Source organism: Imtechella halotolerans (assembly GCF_028743515.2).
In the GTDB taxonomy this organism is placed as follows: Bacteria; Bacteroidota; Bacteroidia; order Flavobacteriales; family Flavobacteriaceae; genus Imtechella; species Imtechella halotolerans.
On record NZ_CP117969.2, the window covers coordinates 2,016,574 to 2,037,738 of the forward strand.

General features: G+C 36.5%; 19 protein-coding genes. 6 read left to right on the top strand and 13 right to left on the bottom strand.

What is annotated here, in order from left to right:
• Positions 1-35: 35 nt before the first annotated feature.
• From ftsZ to mraZ, 13 genes are read right to left on the bottom strand one after another with little or no spacing between them, the layout of a single operon-like run.
• Entirely contained in the window at positions 36-2,033 is a 1,998-nt protein-coding gene (gene ftsZ / locus PT603_RS09130; RefSeq protein WP_008237223.1) for a cell division protein FtsZ, read from the bottom strand.
• Positions 2,034-2,044: 11 nt separating this feature from the next.
• Positions 2,045-3,379: a cell division protein FtsA gene (gene ftsA / locus PT603_RS09135; protein ID WP_008237222.1), complete on the bottom strand. Its 1,335-nt coding sequence runs from the start codon at positions 3,377-3,379 to the stop codon at positions 2,045-2,047.
• A 3-nt stretch (positions 3,380-3,382) separates the two neighbouring features.
• Positions 3,383-4,096, bottom strand: a complete 714-nt coding sequence (locus PT603_RS09140) for a cell division protein FtsQ/DivIB (protein ID WP_008237221.1) — start codon at positions 4,094-4,096, stop codon at positions 3,383-3,385.
• Positions 4,086-5,441, bottom strand: coding sequence for a UDP-N-acetylmuramate--L-alanine ligase (gene murC / locus PT603_RS09145; RefSeq protein WP_008237220.1), 1,356 nt, complete (start codon positions 5,439-5,441; stop codon positions 4,086-4,088). Before murC ends, PT603_RS09140 begins: the two co-directional genes overlap by 11 nt.
• Entirely contained in the window at positions 5,438-6,541 is a 1,104-nt protein-coding gene (murG, locus tag PT603_RS09150; RefSeq protein WP_008237219.1) for an undecaprenyldiphospho-muramoylpentapeptide beta-N-acetylglucosaminyltransferase, read from the bottom strand. The genes murC and murG overlap by 4 nt, the downstream gene beginning before the upstream one ends.
• Positions 6,534-7,718, bottom strand: coding sequence for an FtsW/RodA/SpoVE family cell cycle protein (locus tag PT603_RS09155; RefSeq protein ID WP_008237218.1), 1,185 nt, complete (start codon positions 7,716-7,718; stop codon positions 6,534-6,536). Before PT603_RS09155 ends, murG begins: the two co-directional genes overlap by 8 nt.
• Positions 7,719-7,728: 10 nt before the next feature.
• Positions 7,729-9,063: a UDP-N-acetylmuramoyl-L-alanine--D-glutamate ligase gene (gene murD, locus PT603_RS09160; RefSeq protein ID WP_008237217.1), complete on the bottom strand. Its 1,335-nt coding sequence runs from the start codon at positions 9,061-9,063 to the stop codon at positions 7,729-7,731.
• 4 nt (positions 9,064-9,067) lie between these two features.
• Positions 9,068-10,306, bottom strand: coding sequence for a phospho-N-acetylmuramoyl-pentapeptide-transferase (gene mraY, locus PT603_RS09165; protein ID WP_008237216.1), 1,239 nt, complete (start codon positions 10,304-10,306; stop codon positions 9,068-9,070).
• Positions 10,306-11,769 (bottom strand): UDP-N-acetylmuramoyl-L-alanyl-D-glutamate--2,6-diaminopimelate ligase, encoded by a 1,464-nt coding sequence (locus PT603_RS09170; RefSeq protein WP_155805497.1) that lies wholly within the window; start codon positions 11,767-11,769, stop codon positions 10,306-10,308. Before PT603_RS09170 ends, mraY begins: the two co-directional genes overlap by 1 nt.
• Positions 11,766-13,766, bottom strand: coding sequence for a PASTA domain-containing penicillin-binding protein (locus PT603_RS09175; protein WP_008237212.1), 2,001 nt, complete (start codon positions 13,764-13,766; stop codon positions 11,766-11,768). Before PT603_RS09175 ends, PT603_RS09170 begins: the two co-directional genes overlap by 4 nt.
• Positions 13,767-13,771: 5 nt before the next feature.
• Positions 13,772-14,086 carry an FtsL-like putative cell division protein gene (locus PT603_RS09180; protein ID WP_008237210.1) on the bottom strand — a complete coding sequence of 105 codons (315 nt, stop codon included), beginning with the start codon at positions 14,084-14,086 and terminating at the stop codon, positions 13,772-13,774.
• Positions 14,087-14,088: 2 nt separating this feature from the next.
• Entirely contained in the window at positions 14,089-14,991 is a 903-nt protein-coding gene (rsmH, locus tag PT603_RS09185; RefSeq protein ID WP_008237207.1) for a 16S rRNA (cytosine(1402)-N(4))-methyltransferase RsmH, read from the bottom strand.
• Positions 14,981-15,439, bottom strand: a complete 459-nt coding sequence (gene mraZ / locus PT603_RS09190) for a division/cell wall cluster transcriptional repressor MraZ (RefSeq protein WP_008237205.1) — start codon at positions 15,437-15,439, stop codon at positions 14,981-14,983. The genes rsmH and mraZ overlap by 11 nt, the downstream gene beginning before the upstream one ends.
• A gap of 269 nt (positions 15,440-15,708) precedes the next feature.
• Between mraZ and PT603_RS09195 the strand changes: the two genes are divergently transcribed.
• The 6 genes from PT603_RS09195 to PT603_RS09220 all read left to right on the top strand — a co-directional run bounded on the left by PT603_RS09195 (position 15,709) and on the right by PT603_RS09220 (position 21,114).
• Positions 15,709-16,473 (top strand): alpha/beta fold hydrolase, encoded by a 765-nt coding sequence (locus tag PT603_RS09195; protein WP_008237203.1) that lies wholly within the window; start codon positions 15,709-15,711, stop codon positions 16,471-16,473.
• Positions 16,474-16,476: 3 nt separating this feature from the next.
• Positions 16,477-17,082 (top strand): ribosome biogenesis GTP-binding protein YihA/YsxC, encoded by a 606-nt coding sequence (gene yihA / locus PT603_RS09200; RefSeq protein ID WP_008237201.1) that lies wholly within the window; start codon positions 16,477-16,479, stop codon positions 17,080-17,082.
• Between the two features lie 88 nt (positions 17,083-17,170).
• A complete protein-coding gene (locus PT603_RS09205; RefSeq protein ID WP_008237199.1) occupies positions 17,171-17,626 on the top strand; it encodes a MarR family winged helix-turn-helix transcriptional regulator in 456 nt (151 codons plus the stop codon).
• On the top strand, positions 17,619-19,004 hold the full coding sequence (locus PT603_RS09210; RefSeq protein WP_040488519.1) for a TolC family protein: 1,386 nt from the start codon (positions 17,619-17,621) through the stop codon (positions 19,002-19,004). The genes PT603_RS09205 and PT603_RS09210 overlap by 8 nt, the downstream gene beginning before the upstream one ends.
• Positions 19,005-19,009: 5 nt before the next feature.
• Positions 19,010-19,957 carry an HlyD family secretion protein gene (locus tag PT603_RS09215; RefSeq protein WP_008237194.1) on the top strand — a complete coding sequence of 316 codons (948 nt, stop codon included), beginning with the start codon at positions 19,010-19,012 and terminating at the stop codon, positions 19,955-19,957.
• Positions 19,958-19,959: 2 nt separating this feature from the next.
• Entirely contained in the window at positions 19,960-21,114 is a 1,155-nt protein-coding gene (locus PT603_RS09220) for an ABC transporter permease (protein ID WP_008237193.1), read from the top strand.
• Positions 21,115-21,165 lie beyond the last annotated feature (51 nt).

Sequence of the window (21,165 nt, forward strand, 5' to 3'; positions counted from 1 at the left end):
CAGGCCTTTATAAGGTGTCTAATCTTATTGCCGCATTAATCTACATTATCATGTAGAAACGAATTATTACTGCGCAATTGAAGTTCATCATTACTATCTGTACCAACACTCATTCGAGATGTGTTACTTTGTGGAGATTGCTGATCTAATTCAATACCCATTCTTTTATAGGCAGGCTCACGCTCAATCTCATCTATTTTCTGAGTACTATTATTTTTAAACTTGTAATTAAACTCTTTAAGCTTCAATCGACGGTCAGCGACTCTGGATTTAAGACCTTCTTCAATGGAACTATTAAAAGGATTACATTCTTCTTTAATTACAGACTGAGTTTCTGTTTCAGATACAACCTTTTTCTCAAAAGAAACTTCCTCCTCTACTACCTTAGCAGCAACTACAGACTTAGCCTTTGCTTGAGAAAGATTATTCTCAAAATCCATATAATCATCAAGACTATAGCGTTTTTCCCCTTCATGAGAGGCTTCTGTCACAGGCACCACTTCTATAGCATCATTTACTTCATAATTATTTACTGTTTCATCCAAGGTAAAAGTAACTACGGGAGCTTTTTCAGTATCATCTTGAACATGGTCCACTAATGGCATATCAAAACTTAATTGAAACAAATCAGGTTCAGCTTGTACAAACTTTGGCTCAACAACTTCTATATCTTTTATTCGAGCAGTAGTATCAATTATTACAAAATCATCCTCAACCTCGGGCAAAACAGTAACTTCCTCAAATACCACTGGCAAATTTTTAATTATTTCGGTAGTAGGTACTAAATCAATTAATGACTTCACATCGTCATCTTCTTCAACCAGCGTATGAACAACAACTTGCTCTTTAATAGGTAAAACAGCCTCTGGAGTATTTGAAGGTCTTGGAGTTTCTAAACTAGTAGTTGATTGCCCGACTACTTTTTTTTCCTCAGGAAAAGGCAAGGTCCCGAAAGATGATTTAGGGGATAAATCTTGAGTAGCGCGTTGTTCTTCTTCCAGGGTATGTATTATTTTCTTTGCCTCAGTGTTTACTATCTCATGCTGTTGCTCTGCATTAAACCCAGTTGCAATTACAGTGACAGCCACTGCATCCCCAAGAGTTTCATCTTCACCAACCCCCATAATAATATTGGCTCCGAATCCAGCTTCATTCTGGATGTGATCGTTAATTTCACCTATTTCATCTAAAGTAATCTCACTAGTACCCGAAACGATAAGCAGTAATACGTTTTTGGCTCCAGTAATCTTATTATCATTCAATAAAGGAGAATCTAATGCATTCATAATAGCTACTTGAGCCCGATTTTCACCGTGCGCTGAAGCAGATCCCATAATTGCAGTACCACTATTAGATAATACAGTTTTAGCATCACGCAAGTCAATATTCTGGGTATAGTGGTGAGTAATTACTTCTGCTATACCACGAGAAGCAGTAGACAACACCTCATCGGCCTTAGAGAAACCAGCTTTAAACCCTAAGTTACCGTATACTTCTCTTAATTTATTGTTATTGATAACAATAAGTGAATCTACATGTCTACGTAAATTTTCAATACCTTTTTGTGCCTGTTCATTACGCATTTTCCCTTCAAACTGAAAAGGCATAGTAACAATCCCAACTGTTAGCACATCCATATCCTTAGCCATTTTAGCAATGATAGGAGCCGCACCTGTACCTGTTCCACCCCCCATTCCAGCGGTAATAAAAACCATTTTGGTATTGGAATCAAGCATGTTTTTTATTTCTTCAAGACTTTCAATTGCCGACTGTTCACCAACCTCAGGATTAGCTCCTGCACCAAGTCCCTCAGTAAGTGAAACTCCTAATTGAATTTTATTAGGCACTGGGCTATTTTGTAAGGCTTGTGCATCTGTATTACAAATAACAAAATCGACTCCCTTTATTCCTTGGCGAAACATGTGGTTAATAGCATTGCTACCACCGCCTCCTACGCCTATTACTTTGATGACATTGCTTTGATTTTTGGGCAAATCAAATGAAATGTTTCCGAAATCGGTTGTACTGCTCATAGTTACTGGTTTTATTCTGCGTTATCTAAAAATTCTTTAATCTTCTCGGTAAAACGTTCCATAAAGTTTTTCCTTGGTTCTTTGGTCGGTGCAGGTATTGGTTCGTTAGTTGCAGTTTCGGTTATAGGTTCATCTAAAGAAGCTTGGGGCTCTTCTTGAATTGTATTTGTAATCTGTATTCGTTTTTGATTTTTCAAAGCATTCATCACTAACCCAACAGCTGTAGCATATACAGGGCTAGCAATCTCAGGATCAGAATCACCAGCAAGATGTTCATTAGGGTATCCAATACGTGTATCCATACCAGTAATGTATTCAACCAACTGCTTTATGTGCTTGAGTTGACTTCCGCCTCCTGTAAGCACTATTCCAGCAATAAGCTTCTTTTTAGGATCTTCATGACCGTAATTTTTAATCTCTACATAAACCTGCTCAACTATTTCAACCACTCGGGCATGAATAATTTTAGACAGATTTTTCAAGGTTATTTCTTTTGGTTCTCTACCTCTTAAACCTGGAATAGAGACAATCTCATTATCTTTATTTTCTCCAGGCCAGGCCGAACCAAACTTTATCTTTAACAACTCAGCTTGTTTTTCCAGAATGGAACAGCCTTCTTTAATATCATCAGTTATTACATTCCCTCCAAATGGAATTACCGCAGTATGACGGATTATCCCTTCTTTGAAAATTGCTAAATCGGTGGTTCCACCTCCAATGTCAATAAGAGCAACTCCCGCCTCCTTTTCTTCTTGACTTAAAACAGCATTTGCAGAGGCAAGTGGTTCCAAGGTAAGACCAGATAAATCTAAACCTGAGTTTTTAATACATCTACCCACATTCCTAATTGAAGATACCTGACCTACAACCACATGAAAATTAGCTTCAAGTCTTCCGCCGTACATTCCAACAGGCTCTTTGATTTCAGCTTGGCCATCTACCTTAAACTCTTGAGGTAATACATGAATAATTTCTTCTCCAGGGAGCATAACCAGTTTATACACTTGATTGCATAAACGATCAACATCTATATCTTCAATTACGGCTTCAGAGTTATCCCTAGTAATATAATCACTATGTTGCAAGCTTCGAATGTGCTGGCCCGCTATACCCACTTCAACTCCTTCAATTTTTAAACCTGAAACACCTTCTGCTTCCTGGACAGCTTGCTGAATTGATTGAATTGTCTGAGTAATATTGTTAACCACTCCACGGTGCACACCTAAACTTTTGGATTTACCAACACCCAAAATTTCCACTTTTCCATACTCGTTTTCAGCACCAATCATTGCAACGATCTTGGTGGTACCTATATCTAATCCTACTGCGTAATTCTTGTGTTCCATACTTTATATTTTGGTGCACACTACCTGATTATTATACTTTAAATTCACATGCCGATATGCATTCAATGTTTCATCCTTAGCAGCCTTTTGATAAAAGGCTTTAAGATTTGAGAATTTTGGGGACAATTGAGTGGTATCTCCTAAGGCAATCGTAAAATCGACATCTCTTAATCGCAAAGTAAATTCGTTACTTTTCACTTCGATTCCAATAACCATCTTAGAGAGAAACACATCTTCTTTAATAAACATAGCTAAATGGTGAACAACTCCTCTATTCTCATCATTAACGATTCCGGTTACTAAAGGTACTCTAGCTGAAAACACAGGAGACAAAGGCATCTGTTCTCCATTCCTATCGATATAGAAAGTACCAGCACCTCCAACTCGTGCGATCGGTTCTCGTTGCTTAATATTAGCAGTAAGTTCCCCATTGATAGCAAGATACACTTCAGCCTCCTCAATCATATCATTGGCGTTCAGAATATGCTCCAATCTATTCAAATCTACTTCATCTTTACGTATACCCGTAAGTGAATCTCCATTTTGTATCAACAATTTATTAACCGATTCTTCTGTTATAAAAACATTATTAGTTCCTACATACGCTATATGTATCTCATTAACTTTACGAGCAGCGTGACGCCTTGCAGTAAAGCCATAGAGGAATACCACAAAGACTAACAATAGTACTAATTTAGCAATGCCCTTAATTGACATATAATTCAAGTAACTGTTTAATTTTCATAACCTCTTCTCCGATATCTCCTGCACCGATAGACACCACTACCTCAAAACGCTCACTAACAAGCTCCTCAAGAAGATCTTCTTTACGAACCAATTTTTTATCAGTAGCCTTAACAAGAGCTAATAATTCGTTAGAAGTAACCCCTGGTATAGGCAATTCTCTTGCAGGATAAATATCTAACAATATAACCTTATCAAATTGTGATAAACTTTCGGCAAAAGCCTCCATAAAATCACGGGTTCTACTGAACAAATGAGGCTGGAAAATAGCTACAATACGTTTATTTGGATGCATTTCTGTTACAGCCTGATACAATGCATTTATCTCTGTAGGGTGATGTGCGTAATCATCAATATATACTAAGTTTTCTGTACAAATATGATATGAAAACCTTCGTTTAACACCCTTGAAACTACCTAATGCACGGGCGAGTCGACCGGTTGGGGTACCGGTCTGTTCCGCCATGGCAAAAGCCACTAGTGCGTTTAACAAGTTGTGCTGCCCTGGCTTGCTAAACTTAACTCCCGTAAGAGTGGTTGTTGGTGTCACCAAGTCAAATAAGTAGGTCCCGTTTTCTATTTTTATATTTTTTATACAATAATCCGAATTATCTTCTATTCCATAAGTCACTCCTTCTAATGGCAATCCTTTATGAACAAATAGTCTACCACCCACTTTGACACACTTGGCAAATGCCTCAAAACTTCCTTTAAGCATCTCTTCATTACCGTAAATATCTAAATGATCAGCATCCATGGAGGTTATACATGCCACATCAGGAGAAAGATGCAAGAAGGAACGATCAAATTCATCCGCCTCCACCACGGTCACTTCATTTCCCTTCAACACTAAATTCGAATCAAAATTTTCAGCAATTCCCCCTAAGAAAGCAGTAACCTCAACGCCACTCTCAGCAAGTATATGTGCCAAAATACTTGATGTCGTAGTCTTTCCGTGAGTACCAGCCACAGCCAAACAATAGGTGCCACGAGTTATAATACCCAAAACTTCAGCTCGTTTTTTTACGATATACCCATTTGAAATAAAATATTCAAGTTCCTTATGATCTTTAGGCACTGCTGGTGTATAAACTACAAGTGTACCTGAAGTATTGGAAAAATTGGCAGGTATAAGAATTTCGTCATCCTTAAAATGCACATCTATTCCAATAGACATCAATGAATCTGTAATTTCAGTAGGAGTTTTATCATACCCAGCCACTTCCTTGCCATTAGCTTTAAAATAACGAGCAAGGGCTGACATACCAATACCTCCAATCCCAATGAAATAAACTCTATGTATTTCGCTCAAATTCATACCAACGATTGTCGTTTTAATAAAACCTCTATCTGGTCTACAATTTCTTTTGTTGCATCCGGTTTGGCAAGATGCTTTATATTTTTACTAAGGGTTTCCTGTAGACTAATAGACGTAATCATTTCACCAAAAACCTCTTCAAACTTATCTTCTAATTCAGCCTCCTTCAGCATTAACCCCGCACCATCCCTAACAATAGCTTGCGCATTTTTTGTTTGATGGTCCTCTGCAACATTAGGAGATGGGATAAACAACACAGGTTTCCCAACTATACACAATTCACTTACTGAACTGGCACCAGCCCGTGAAATAATAACATCGGCCGCAGCATAAGCTAAATCCATTCTACTTATAAAAGGCAACACATGTACAGTATCATTACAATAACCCGCATACGTATCTCGATAAATTTTCCCACATTGCCAAATTACTTGTATTCCTTCTTTGGCAAAATATGTAAGCTTATTTTCTATCAATTTATTAATTGAACGGGCACCCAAGCTCCCTCCCAAGACCAACAATGTTTTCTTATTGGAATTCAATTCAAAAAACACCTGTGCCTCATCCCTTTTTGCCGTTATACTTAACAAATCTTGTCTTACAGGATTCCCAGTTTTTACAATTTTATTCGCTGGAAAATACCTGTCCAACCCATCATACGCTACACAAATCTTCGACGCTTTGTTAGCCAACCATTTATTCGTAATTCCAGGATATGAATTTTGTTCCTGCAATACACATGGAATTCCTTTTAACTCTGCCATTTTTAGCAGTGGTCCACTTGCATATCCTCCCGTGCCAATTGCCACATCCGGACGAAATCGTTTTAATATATTTCGGGCTTTCCACAGACTAGCCAATACCTTAAAAGGAAACGCTAAATTTTTGAAAGACAAGCTCCGTTGTATTCCGGAAATCCACAATCCTTCAATGATATAACCCGCCTCAGGGACTTTCTCCATCTCCATTCGCCCTTTAGCCCCCACAAACAAAATCTCTGACTCCGGATATCGATTCTTCAGCTCGTTTGCAATAGCTATGGCTGGGTATATATGACCGCCAGTTCCTCCTCCTGATATAATAAAACGATAGTTATGCATGTGCGATATCTGGACTTTCTTTATGATTGAATTCTTCTTGTTCTTTTTCTCGTTTTGCACTAACACTTAAAATAATCCCTATGGCAAGACATGTCATCCAAATGGAGGTACCTCCACTACTTATGAGTGGTAGTGTTTGTCCAGTAACGGGAAACAATTCAACTGCCACGGCCATATTAATAAGGGCTTGAAAAACGATCGGCAAACCTACGCCAATGACCATTAATTTTCCAAAAATTGTTTCAGCATTTTGCGCAACAATTACAATCCTGAATAACAGTAGCATATATAAAAATACTATCACAAAAGCCCCCATTAAACCATATTCTTCTACAATAATTGCATAAATAAAGTCAGAACTACTTTGTGGTAGAAAATTTTTCATCACACTTTTCCCTGCACCCAAACCAACTACTCCTCCCGTAGCTATAGCTATCTTAGCTTTTTCAATTTGATAATCACCCTCCGTATCGCTTTTATCAGCGAAATTTTCAACTCGACTAATCCAAGTATCGACACGGTTTGGAAATAGACCTGGAAATGCTTTAGCTGTAAGCACAAACAAAGTAAGCATCACGACTCCTGCACCAATAATCGCCATTAAATATTTAATGGGAAATCCTCCCATAAAACATAACAACATTACCATAAAAAACAAAATAGCGGTAGTTGACAAGTTAGCAGGAAGAATCATTGCCAGTATAAGAAAAACTGGTGTCCATAAAGGAAATATTGATTCCTTAAATTCAATTTTCTTTCCGAAAGTTTTCGACAAATAACCTGCCACATAAACCATAAGTACTACCGAAGCCAGTGTAGAGGTTTGGAATGTCATACCTACTAAAGGGATTCGTATCCACCTACTAGCATTGGCACCTCCAATAGTATTTCCTTGCAATAACGTGACTAACAATAGGCCTAAAACAAAAGGAATCATTACCCACGACAAACGCTTAAAGTAATGATAAGGAACTTTATGAATTCCCAGTATAATAAAGAAGCCCAAGGCTAGTAAAAAACAATGTTTAACCAAGTGTCCTAGAGTAGTGCCGTTACCAACAACATACACTAAATTGGTACTGGCACTATACACAGGCAAAAAGGATATGATGGCCAGTAACGCAACTACTGCCCATATTGCTCGGTCTCCTTTAATATTTTTAAACAATTGTTGCATTTACTAATAACTATAATTTTCGAACAGCTTCTTTAAATTGATTTCCTCTATCTTCGTAATTTTCAAACAAATCAAAGCTAGCACAAGCTGGAGACAATAAAACATTATCACCCCTTTCTGCAATTTTATAAGCAATTGTTACCGCTTCATCCATACTGGTAGTTTCAACCATCAGATCTGCCACCTTCCCAAAAGTTTCTATTATTTTACTATTATCAACGCCTAAACAAATGATGGCCTTTACTTTTTCACGAACCATAGCCATTAATGGTGTATAATCATTTCCTTTGTCTTGCCCTCCAACAATCCAAACTGTTGGAGCACTCATGCTGTCCAAAGCATAAAATGTTGAATTCACATTGGTAGCTTTTGAATCATTTATATATTGAACATTATTAATTTTCAACACCTTTTCCAAACGGTGCTCAACACCCTGGAAGGTTTCCAAACTTTCACGGATAGTTGCTTTACGTATTTTAACTAATTGTGCTACAGTGGCTGCGGCCATGGCATTTTTCACATTATGTTTTCCTTCTAGTGCTATTGTATCTGTTGACATCGTAAATAGATTGTTTTCTGTCTTTATTATTATTTCATTATTCTTTAAGTAAGCTCCAGTTTCAAACTCCCTTTCTATTGAAAAAGGAATACATTGAGATTTCACAGGATGTCTTTTTAACCAGTCTGTTATGACAGGATCATCCGCATCATAAATCAAAAAATCCTTCTCTGTTTGATTCATCGCAATGCGAAACTTGGATGCTATATATTTATCGAATTCATATTCATATCGATCTAAATGATCTGGTGTAATATTGGTAATCACAGCAATATGTGGTGCAAATGAACGAATACCGTCTAATTGAAAACTGCTTATCTCCAACACATAGTACTCCTTATCTTCTTGAGCCACCATCTGTGCAAAACTATCACCTATGTTTCCTGCCATGCCCACATTTAACCCTTCATTCTGAAATAGATTATGAGTAAGCATGGTAGTGGTAGTTTTTCCATTACTCCCTGTTATTCCGACAATTGTTGCATCGGTGTACCCTACCGCAAATTCAATCTCTGAAATAACTGGAATACCTATCCCTACAAGCTGCTTCACTAATGCAATTTTATCCGGAATACCAGGACTTTTCATCACTAAGTCGGCATTGAGAATTTTTGATTCGCTATGTTGATTCTCTTCCCATTCTATGTCATATGCTGTAAGAACGTCTTTATATTTCTCTTTAAGAGGTCCTCTGTCGGACACAAACACATCAAAACCTTTTAATTTACCTAAAATAGCAGTCCCTACTCCGCTTTCTCCCCCACCTAATACAACTAACCTTGCCATACAACTACCTAACCTTTAATGTTACAATAGTTATGATTGCCAGCAAAATACCTACAATCCAAAAACGAGTAACTATCTTACTTTCATGATATCCCTTCTTCTGATAATGATGATGTAATGGTGACATTAGGAATATGCGCCTTCCTTCTCCGAATTTTTTCTTGGTATACTTAAAATAACTGACTTGCATAACCACTGAAAGATTTTCTGCCAAGAAAATACCACATAACACAGGGATCAACCATTCTTTACGAACGGCAATTGCAATTACCGCAATAATACCTCCTATAGTAAGACTTCCTGTATCGCCCATAAAAACCTGTGCAGGGTACGTATTGTACCACAGAAACCCAACTAGAGCACCCGCAAAGGCTGCTATATAAATAGTTATTTCTCCTACCCTGGGTATATACATGATATTCAAATAATTTGAGAAAATTATATTTCCAGACACCCATGCAAATATTCCAAGAGTAAGAACCATTATAGCAGATGAACCAGCAGCAAGACCATCAATTCCATCCGTAAGGTTAGCACCATTAGAAACCGCAGTAACAATGAGGATTACAAAAGGTATAAAGACCAACCACGCATAATTTTTATAATCATCACCAATCCAAGAAACCAAATCAGCATAATCAAATTCATTATTCTTAACAAAAGGAATTGTAGTTTTTGTAGATTTTTCTTCAATTTTCATCAATCTCGCTTCAGGACCACTTGACAGAATTTCTTGTTGAACCTGAGGTGTTAATTGCTTTTCTCTTTTTATGGTTACTTCTGGATGAAAATATAAGGTCGCGCCCACTATAATTCCCAGACCTATTTGTCCTAAAACCTTAAAACGCCCCTTTAATCCTTGCTTATCTTTTTTAAATATTTTTATATAATCATCTACAAAACCAATTGTACCCATCCATAGAGTTGTTACAATTAATAAAATGATGTACACGTTATCCAACCTTGCAATAAACAATACCGGAATTAAAGTTGCTAAAATTATAATAACACCTCCCATTGTAGGAGTGCCAGCCTTTTCATTTTGCCCTATTAAACCGAGATCTCTAACAGTTTCTCCAACTTGTTGTTTACGCAAAAAGTTGATTATACGCTTCCCGTAAATTGTTGAAATCAACAAAGACAAGATACCAGCAACAGCAGCTCTAAATGATAAAAACTGAAAGAGGCCTGCTCCTGGCAGATCAAATTGATTGTCTAAGTAGTCAAATAGATAATATAACATTATTTATTAAGTTGGTTTAATAGTTCCTTAGCTATAACAAAATCATTAAAATCAGTACGCACACCCTTTATTTCCTGATACGTTTCATGACCTTTTCCTGCTATCAAGATAATATCTCCAGGCTGTGCCAATTGACAGGCTGTTTTTATTGCTTGCTTTCTATCTACTATAGAAAGTAAACGATTCACAAGTTGCGGTTCCACGCCTACTTCCATATCATCAATAATTGCTTGAGGATCTTCACTCCTTGGATTGTCAGAAGTAAAAATCACCTTTGTACTTAAAGTTGCAGCGATATTAGCCATATCAGGACGCTTAGTCCTATCACGATCACCTCCACACCCAACCACCGTTATCAGGGATTCATTATTGGTACGAATGCTATTAATAGTTTCGAGAACATTCCTAAGAGCATCAGGAGTATGAGCATAATCAACAATTGTAGTCACTTTTCCATTCGAAATGAAATATTGAAAGCGTCCACTTACACTTTCTAATTCACTTATATGACGTAAAATCTCAAGTGTATCCAATTTCAACAAGCAAGCAGCAGCGTAAATTGCCAAAAGATTATAGGCATTAAAACTCCCGATCAATCGAGTCCAAACTTCCTGACCATCAATTTTAAGTAACAGTCCATTGAACTGATTTTCTAAAATTTGGGCTTTAAAATCAGCATACGATTTTAAAGCATAAGTATATTTAGTAGCCTTTGTGTTTTGTAACATCACAAGGCCATTTTTATCATCTAAATTAACCAAAGCAAAAGCTGTTTTAGGTAAGTGATCAAAGAAGGACTTTTTCACATCTCTATACGCAGCAAATGAATGATGATAATCCAAATGATCGTGTGACAAATTTGTAAAAATACCTCCTTCAAAATGCAAACCCTCCGTGCGTTTTTGATCAATCCCATGGGAACTTACCTCCATAAAGCAATACTCCACCCCAGCATCATTCATTAACTTTAAATAATAATTTATAGATAATGAATCAGGTGTAGTATGAGTTGCATTATACTCTGTATCAGCAACCATTATTTTAACTGTAGATAGCAAACCTACCTTATATCCAGCCTTGGAAAAAAGCTGGTATAACAAACTTGAAACCGTTGTTTTTCCATTGGTCCCAGTAACTCCAACTAATTTTAAATTATGTGATGGATTTCCATAAAAATTAGTAGCAATCCTGGCTAATGCACTCATAGTGTCCTCAACCAATACATAGGTAACACCATTTACTATATTTTTTGGCATTGACTCACATACAATGGCAATTGCACCTTGACCTACAGCTTTATCTATATACTTATGCCCATCAGTTACGGTACCTCTTATAGCAACAAATACATCATTAAGAGCCACTTTTCGTGAATCAAAATGAATATCAATTACATCTACTTGAGTACTTCCACTCACAGCATTAATAGTGACCTTATATAATAAATCCTTTAACTGCATTATGACAATTGCAAAATAATGGTTTGATTTCTTTGAATTTTTTGTCCCGCGGACAAAGATTGTTCTCTAACTTTTCCGTTACCAACTACCCTTACTCTTAATCCCAAATTTTCCAGCAATGGAACTGCATCCATTCCACTCATCCCTTTCACATTGGGAACCTCATTATAAATTCGTTGTACCTTGGTGTAATATGCTTTATAACTATCATCCACTCCTTCTGAAGTGTTATTTAACTCATCTACAGTATCTATCAGAGGAGAATTAGTATAAATTTTTTGAGCAATACTTTTAAATACTGGACCAGATACATCAGCACCATAGTACCCAAGTCCTTTATCTGGTTCATGAATTACTACTATACAGGAATACTTAGGTTTATCAGCAGGGAAAAAACCTGCAAAAGAAGAAATATAATTAAGCTTACTTTTATCCCTATAATTTTTTTGAGTAGTTCCTGTTTTTCCAGCCATTGAAAAATTGGGTGAGTACAACTTTCTACCTGTTCCCTTCTCACCTTCAATAACATTTCGCAACAAATGTTTTACCTTATCAACAGTTTCTTGTGAACATATCTGTGGATCTATAACCTCTTTTTCATACTTTACTATAGTCTTATCCCATTCACGAACCTCCTTAATAAGTCGAGGTTTGACCATCTCTCCATCATTGGCAATTGCATTATAAAATGTTAATGATTGTAATGGTGTTAAATGAAGACCATATCCAAATGCCATCCATTCTAATGAAATACCACTCCAATACTTCCTTCTATCTGGATGAGGAATATAAGGTTTTCCCTCCCCCACAATTGGCAAATCCAATTGTTTATCAAGATGCATTCTAGTTAGCCGGTCTACAAAACGTCTAGGATCTTTGGAAAACTTCTCATGAATAGCCTTTACTATTCCAGTATTTGATGATACTTCAAAAGCCTTTGCAAGCGAGATTTCTCCATGACCTCTTCGGTTTGCATCCCAAACTTTTTTACCATAATAAGTTAAAAATCCTTTTTCCGTATCAACCACATAGTTGGTATCCAACACTTTCTCCTCTAATGCAGCCACCATGGTCATTAATTTAAAGACTGAACCTGGCTCCTGTGATTCTCCAATAGCATAGTTCAGTTTTTCAAAATAACTTCCATTTTCAGTTCGTCCAAGATTAGAAATGGCTTTAATCTCTCCTGTAGCTACTTCCATAACAACCACTGTTCCATGGTCAGCCTTATATTTTTCAAGTTGAGTTAATAATGCATGGTGCGCAATATCCTGAATATTGATATTAATTGTTGAAATAACATCATAACCATCCTTAGGTTCAACTTCATTATTATCACTTATGGGCTTCCATTGGCCTTTAGCTATTCGTTGCTTAAGGCGATGACCTTCCTTACCGGACAAAAATTCTGTAAAAGCTCCTTCAAGCCCTACACGCGTAGCATACCCGTTTTCATCAAATCTCTCGTATCCTACACTTCGCTGAGCTATAGAACCAAGTGGATGCTCACGCACAGTTCTTTGCTCAACTATTAAACCTCCTTTATATGCACCAAGATTAAACATAGGCATTTTCTTAATTTGCATATACTCAGCATAGCCAAGATTTCGAGCAATCAAAAAATACCTGTTTTTATTAACACGAGCTCTACGCAGTGCATTTTGATAATACGAAGACGGCTTCCCTAATAATTTTGAAAGCGATCCTGCTAATGCTTTGACATTAGCCTCAAAATTTTTATCAGAAACTGTAACAGCATCAAATCTAATATCATAACGCGTGACTGATGTAGCCAGAAGACTCCCATCATCCGAGTATAAATTTCCCCTATTAGGCTGAATAACAAAATTCTTAATTGTACTCTCTTCAGCCATTTGGCGATACTCCTCCCCGTTGATTTGAATCATAACCAATTTCACTACCACCAGTATAGCAAACAAAAAGAGGCAAGCTGCGACGAAATATAATCGGCTTAGTATGCTTTTTTCTTTGGTGACCATATGGTTTATTTTGTAGTTACTCTTATTTTTCTTGGTGGCTCAGCTGATGGCTGAAGCCCATAATCTTTCAGTTTAGTTACAATTGTTGACTCCAACTTCAGTCTCTGCAGTCGGGAGCGGGTATCAACAAACTCACTCCTTAATTCCTGAACTTGCTCGTTGAGCCTGGCAATATCATGCACCTTTTGGTCGGCATTGTGCGAACTCGCAATCATCACTACAGCCAACAAGGAAGCAAAAAGAATGAAGCGCCAATTCTTTACCGCATCATCACTTATAAGAAACTTCCCTTTGAGTATATCAACAATGTTTTGCTTCATTCTTACACTCTTTCAGCAATCCTCAACTTTGCACTCCTAGCTCGGTTGTTTATTTTTATTTCCTGTTCTGAGGGAATAATCAATCCTCCTATTTTTTTTAGAGGCACAGAAACATTCCCATAAAAATCTTTCTCTGGAACACCTTCAAACATCCCATCCCTAATAAATCTCTTCACCAATCTATCTTCTAAAGAATGATAACTTATAAGACTTAACCTACCTCCTTTTTTCAATACTTCAGGTGTCTGCATTAAGAACTCCTTCAACACCTCCATCTCCTGATTCACCTCAATTCGAATCGCCTGGTACACTTGAGCCAACACCTTGTGCTCCTTAAACTTTGGCAAAAGGCGACTTAAAATCTCAACAAGTTGTTTACTTGTTTTTATCGGGCCTTGATTACGATTATCAACAATAACCCTTGCCATGGCACGTGCATTTTTAAGCTCACCATACATATAAAGAACCTTACTTAGGTCTTCCTCACTATAGTCATTTACAACCGTATATGCAGAAATCTCGTTTCGTTTACTCATACGCATATCCAAATCTGCTTCAAAGCGAGTGGAAAAACCTCGTTCAGCCACATCAAACTGATGAGAAGAAACCCCAAAATCCCCTAATATACCATCCACCTCTTTGACTCCATGAAATCGAAGAAAACGCTTTAAATACCTAAAATTTTCATTAATTAAAACAAATCTTGGATCATCTAAAGCATTCACTAAGGCATCTTCATCTTGATCAAAGGCATACAAACGTCCCTCAGGCCCTAATCTCTTAAGAATTTCCCTAGAGTGACCACCGCCACCAAAGGTCACATCCACATATACACCAGACAGATTGATGTTCAACCCATCAACTGTCTCCTTCAATAAAACCGGATTATGATATTCATTCTCCATTATCACCTCCCATTACTTCTTCAGCTAAATCAGCAAAATCCAAGGTAGCATCATCTATAGCTTGCTCATATCGCTGTTTATCCCATATTTCAATAATGTTGATTGCTGAAGACAACACCAGTTCTTTATCAATTCCAGCGAACAAACACAACTCTTTCGGAATAAGTAATCGCCCAGCTGCATCTACTTCAACCACCTTCACACCAGCCGTAAACCTTCTGATAAAATCATTATTCTTTTTACTAAAACGATTTAAGCCATTCATTTTTTCCATAAGGACCTTCCATTCCGACATGGGATACAGCTCTAAACAAGACTGAAAAACAGCACGCTTCAACACAAATCCCTCCTCTAACAATGGAGACAATTGCGTCTTTAATGCCACAGGAATCATCAATCTTCCCTTGGCATCTGCCTTACATTCATATGTCCCAATAAAACTGTTCACTTATGGATATAGCTTACGCTTTAGTTTTGTCAAATATAGAGAAATATTACCACTTTTTACCACTAATCTCCACTTTGTTGATAAATTTCCCATTCATCCACTCAATTTTGCTGGTTATTCTCATTTTCAATATGTTAAAATCACCTTCGGCTTTAATTGAAGAACTCAAACGAAATCAATAATGCCGATTTAAAAAACCACTTTCTAAATTTCATTTTTATCAATGTTAAATACTTATATTTGTTTTTTGAGAAATCAACTTCAGCTTAATGAAACACGAATTAAAAACCGAAAAGAATTTCAAATACATAGAAGTTGGTGAAGGGACTCCTATCATAATTTTACATGGATTAATGGGAGGCTTAAGTAACTTTACCAGCGTTACAGATTATTTTTCTGCAAACGGTTATAAGGTACTTATCCCCGAACTACCTATTTACAGCATGCCTCTTTTAAAAACTACAGTTAAAAGTTTTGCTAAATTTTTAGAACGTTTTATTGAACACAAACAACTAAATGATGTCATCCTTTTAGGAAACTCACTAGGAGGACACATTGGCCTTCTTCACACCAAACTTTTCCCTGAAAAAGTAAAAGCTTTAGTGATAACAGGAAGTTCTGGTCTTTATGAAAACGCCATGGGAGATGGATACCCTAAAAGAGGTGATTACGAGTTTATTAAAAAGAAAAGCGAAGACGTCTTTTACGATCCTAAAGTTGCAACCAAAGAAATTGTAGATGAAGTGTTCGCAACTGTAAACGATCGAGCAAAACTTATTAAGACATTAGCTATCGCTAAGAGTGCCATTCGCCATAACATGGCTAAAGATTTACCACAGATGAGTACTCCAACCTGTATTATTTGGGGGAAAAATGACCATGTAACTCCACCAAATGTAGCCGAAGAATTTCACAGCTTACTTCCTGACTCAGAATTGTTTTGGATTGATAAATGTGGCCATGCACCTATGATGGAGCATCCTGAATCTTTCAACCGCATCCTAATAGATTGGTTAAAAAAACGCAATTTTTAAGAAATGGAAATAAAGTCAGCTGAATTTGTCATGAGTAATTCAGACGTAGGCAAATGTCCTAAAGAGCCCATTCCTGAATATGCCTTTATAGGGAGATCTAACGTAGGAAAATCATCTCTTATTAACATGCTGACCCAAAGAAAAGGACTTGCTAAAACATCTGGCAGACCGGGTAAAACACAACTGATCAATCACTTCAAAATCAATAACAACTGGTTTCTTGTAGATTTACCAGGCTATGGATATGCACGGGTTTCAAAAAGCATGAAGAACACCTTTCAAAAATTCATAACGCAATATTTTGAAAAGCGTCAACAACTAGTTTCCGCCTTTGTTTTGATCGATATTCGACATGAACCTCAAAAAATTGATTTGGAATTCATGCAATGGATGGGTGAACATCAAATACCCTTCTCTATCATTTTTACAAAAGCAGACAAATTAAAACCGGGAGCAATTCAACGCCATGTTAAAGAATATGAATCTAAACTTCTGGAAGATGCCTGGGAAGAAATGCCTAACTATTTCATCACTTCTTCGAGCAATTTTACCGGCAGGGATCAATTGCTAAAATATATCGAGGACATCAATAACTCCCTCCGGTCGTAACTTTACATACCTCATTTACTCCTATTTTTTTCTTAACCAACATATGTAAAAAAGTAATATCTTTGTAGTTGCTTAAACAACTATTGTCATGCTAACTTTAATTAACAAAAAAGATTTATATCACCTTCTATCAAGTCGCACACCCTCGGCCCTAAACAGAGCAATACAATACAATTTTAAAAAGAAAGGAATTAATCTAACCCAAGAACAATCCACCATTATGGGGGTTTTATGGAATGAAGACGGCCTTCCTCAGCAAGCCTTAGCAGACGCCACATATCGTGACAAACCCAGTACCACTCGTATAATAGACAATCTAGAAAAGGAGGGAATGGTAAAAAGAATTCCTAGTCCAACTGACAGAAGAAGTAACCTTATCTACCTCACCTCTTTAGGAAAAGAATTGGAGCTACCTGTTATCCAAGCAGTCAACGAAACCTTGACCTATGCAACTAGAGGAATGAAAGACGATCAAATACAACTTATGAAAACAATGCTACAACATGTTTTTAACAATCTTAATTCTTTTTTGTCAAATGAATAAATATATTTTAATCCTATCAGTATTGACATTTTCTGTGACTCCTTATTTAGGATTTGGACAAATTTCACCAGAATTACAAAAAGTGATAGAAATAGCTATTTTAAAGAATTCGTCTTTAAAACAAAAGCAATTGGAAATAGATAAAATGAATCTACAAAGGAGGGAGATCGCACAAAAATATTTGCCTAGAATTGAGACTAATGCTTCTTTCCTTCACTTTAACAATACGCTAACTATAGATATTCCAACAACTACTACTCCAATTACAGGATTTCCAATCCTTGAAGGAAGTACAACAACGAACGCGTATGGAAATTTAGCATTCGCCAATATTATGGCCAAAACTGTACTCTTCAGTGGACTACAAATCCCTAACGCAGTAAAAGCGATGGAATACAAAACTCTAGGCACATCCTACTTATTAGATAGTGATCGTGATATACTAATAGAAGAAGTAATAATCACGTTTGATCAATGGGCACTACTCAATAATGTTGAAAAATTGATAAATGAAAGTGAAAAACGCCTACAAAAAGAAACAAAAAGAGTAGAAAAAGCTATCGAACAAGGCTTAGCAATCCCTTATGATCGTGACAAACTTCTACTGGCCTCTTTAGAACTAGAAGCTAAAAAAACAGAACTCAACGGCACACGTGAAGTAATTTTAGAAAAAATATACTATTTAACTGGATTCACTGAAACAGAGATACAAAAAACCAACCACGAATTAACTCCACTTTTTCTTTTTGATGAACAATTATCTGTGGAAAACAAGCATGAATTAAAGGCACTTCATGCCTTTGAAAAAGCCCAAACCTATGTGTTGAAAAAAGAAAAGGGAAGCTTTCTTCCTCAAATTGCTGCTTACGGCGGTTATAATTATACAAGCCTATATAACGCAAATGCAAGCACCACTATTCCTATACTTAACTTACCAATTGATCTTGGCCTCAATGAAGCAACCATTTCTCCGAATTGGTTTATAGGTATAGGGGCTAAATGGACAATTTTTGGAGGTTTTGAAAGGATTCACAAAATAGCTGAAACAAAACTTTCTTTAGAACAAACTCAACTTAAACTCACAGACACTCACAATAAATTAAACGTTCTCCTTAAAAAGAATATTGCAGACTTAAATACACAACAAAAGCAATTACACATAGGAGAACAGAAGATTAAAGTGGCACAAAACAACCTATCTAGTGCTATTCGCCAATACGAAGAGGGTTTAATAAGCATCACCGACCGACTAGCGAGTGAAAATGATTATTATAGAGTTTCTCTTGAGTTAATGCAACAAATCTTGTCACAACGCAGAACAGCCATTGAAACCCTAAAAACAACTGGAAATCTGTTTAATTATATCACTAAAAACTAATAAGAATGAGACAAATTATAATAATCATAACAGCACTTGTACTAGTAGGATGTGAAAATTCTTCTGACTTGATTCTGCAAGGAAAGGTCGAAAGAGAAACACTAGGTGTTGCCAGTAAAATTCCCGGTAGAATTACTGAAATTAAAGTTGCCGAAGGACAATCCGTACAAAAAGGAGACACCTTAGCCATCATAGATATTCCAGAAGTAACTGCCAAAATGCTACAAGCTGAAGGCGCTGTAACTTCAGCAAAAGCACAGTATTCTATGTCAGTCAAAGGAGCTACCGATGGCCAGCTCAAACAACTTCAAGCGAAATATAACGCCTTAAAAGAACAGTATGAATTTGCCCATAAATCAATAACCAGATTAAATAATATGCTTGTAGATTCGCTCATCCCTCAACAAGAATATGACGAGGCATACGCTAAATTCCAAGGTGCTACATCCCAGCTCCAGGCGGTTACAGCAGAATTAGAAGAAGCAAAAAGAGGAGCTAGACTCGAACAACAAACAATGGCTCTAGGTCAGCAAGAAAGAGCGCTAGGAGCTTTACTTGAAGCCGAAACTGCTCATCAAGAACGCTTTATTATTGCACCACAAAACATGAGCATCGATGTTATTACCCTAAATGAAGGTGAACTTGCTTTGCCAGGATATACACTTTTTAAAGGTACTATAACAGAAAGCACCTACTTTAGGTTTACATTACCCGAGAATGATTTAAAAAACCTTAAACCAGAGCAAAATGTAGTAGTGACGGTTGTATATAATAACCAAGAATACCCAGGGAAAATTTCTACAATAAAACCATTAGGAGCTTATGCCAATATAGCAACTGCCTATCCAGATTATGAAATGCAACAAGCACTTTTCGAACTAAAGGTAATTCCAAACAACGTGACTAATGCTAAGGATATATTTGTTCATACTACTGTATTATTAAAACTGTAACTATGAAAACTTTTCTAACCCTACTCAAACGAGAATTTAACCTTTTCTGGAATAATAAAGTACTTCGAATTCTTTTCATAGGCGCACCCATCTTATATGGAATCCTGATAGGATATGTATATGAAAAAGGCAAGGCAACAGATTTACCAATAATTGTGGTGGATTTAGATCAAACAGACATGAGCTATAAAGCAATTCAAATGCTCCAAGAAAACGAAGTTGTAGATGTAATTTCGGTGCTATCAGATATTCATGCAGCTAATGAAGAAACTATAAATTACGAGGCTGCTTCTACTATTGTAATTCCTAAGAATTTTGAAAAAGATATTTTATTAAAAAAATATCCTGAAATTCTTGTATATGTTAACACTGCAAACATGCTAACGGCTAACTTCAGTTCAAGCGCCATACAACTTAGTCTTGGAACTCTAAAAGCAGGAATATCTATTGAATCACTCAAAAAACAAGGCATGCCTGAAGCGGTCGCACTTACACAATACGAACCATTCAAAATGAGTTTCATTAGAAAACATAACAGAAGCACTAATTATCTCTATTTTTTATGGCCTGGTGTATTAGCGACCATCTTACAACAAGTTCTACTCTTAGGATTAGCCCTGTCATTTGCATCAGAATTCGAGAAGGGAAGTTTCTCTCAATTAATTGAAAAAACAAATTCAACAGCTAAGCTCTTATTAGTGAAAATTATTCCCTATTTGATAATGAGTTTAGGCATCTGGGGATTATATTTATTGTTTTCAGTATGGTTTAGAGTACCTCTATCAGAGAGTATTTGGGCTTTGACTGCAGTTGCATTCATATTTGTGCTATCCGTTAGTTTTATGGGCATACTCGTTAGTATACTCATCCCAAATCAATTAAAAGCAACAGAAATACTAATGGTTGTTGCAACACCTAGTTTTATTATTAGTGGATTTACATGGCCATTAAGTCAAATGCCTGTTTGGATTCAATTCATAGCCAATGGCATACCTCTTACTCATTTTTTAAAAATATTCAGAGTACTGGTAGTTGAACAAGGAACATTAACTCAGACTTCAGATTCCTTATATGCAATGATTTATATTATGCTAATTTGCGGCATAGTTTCTTATATTGCATTACACATAAAAAAGAAAAGAATCAAACCCAATTAAAAACATAGGAAAGACTTGAAATAAACCTAGCCTTTCCTATGCCTTTAATAT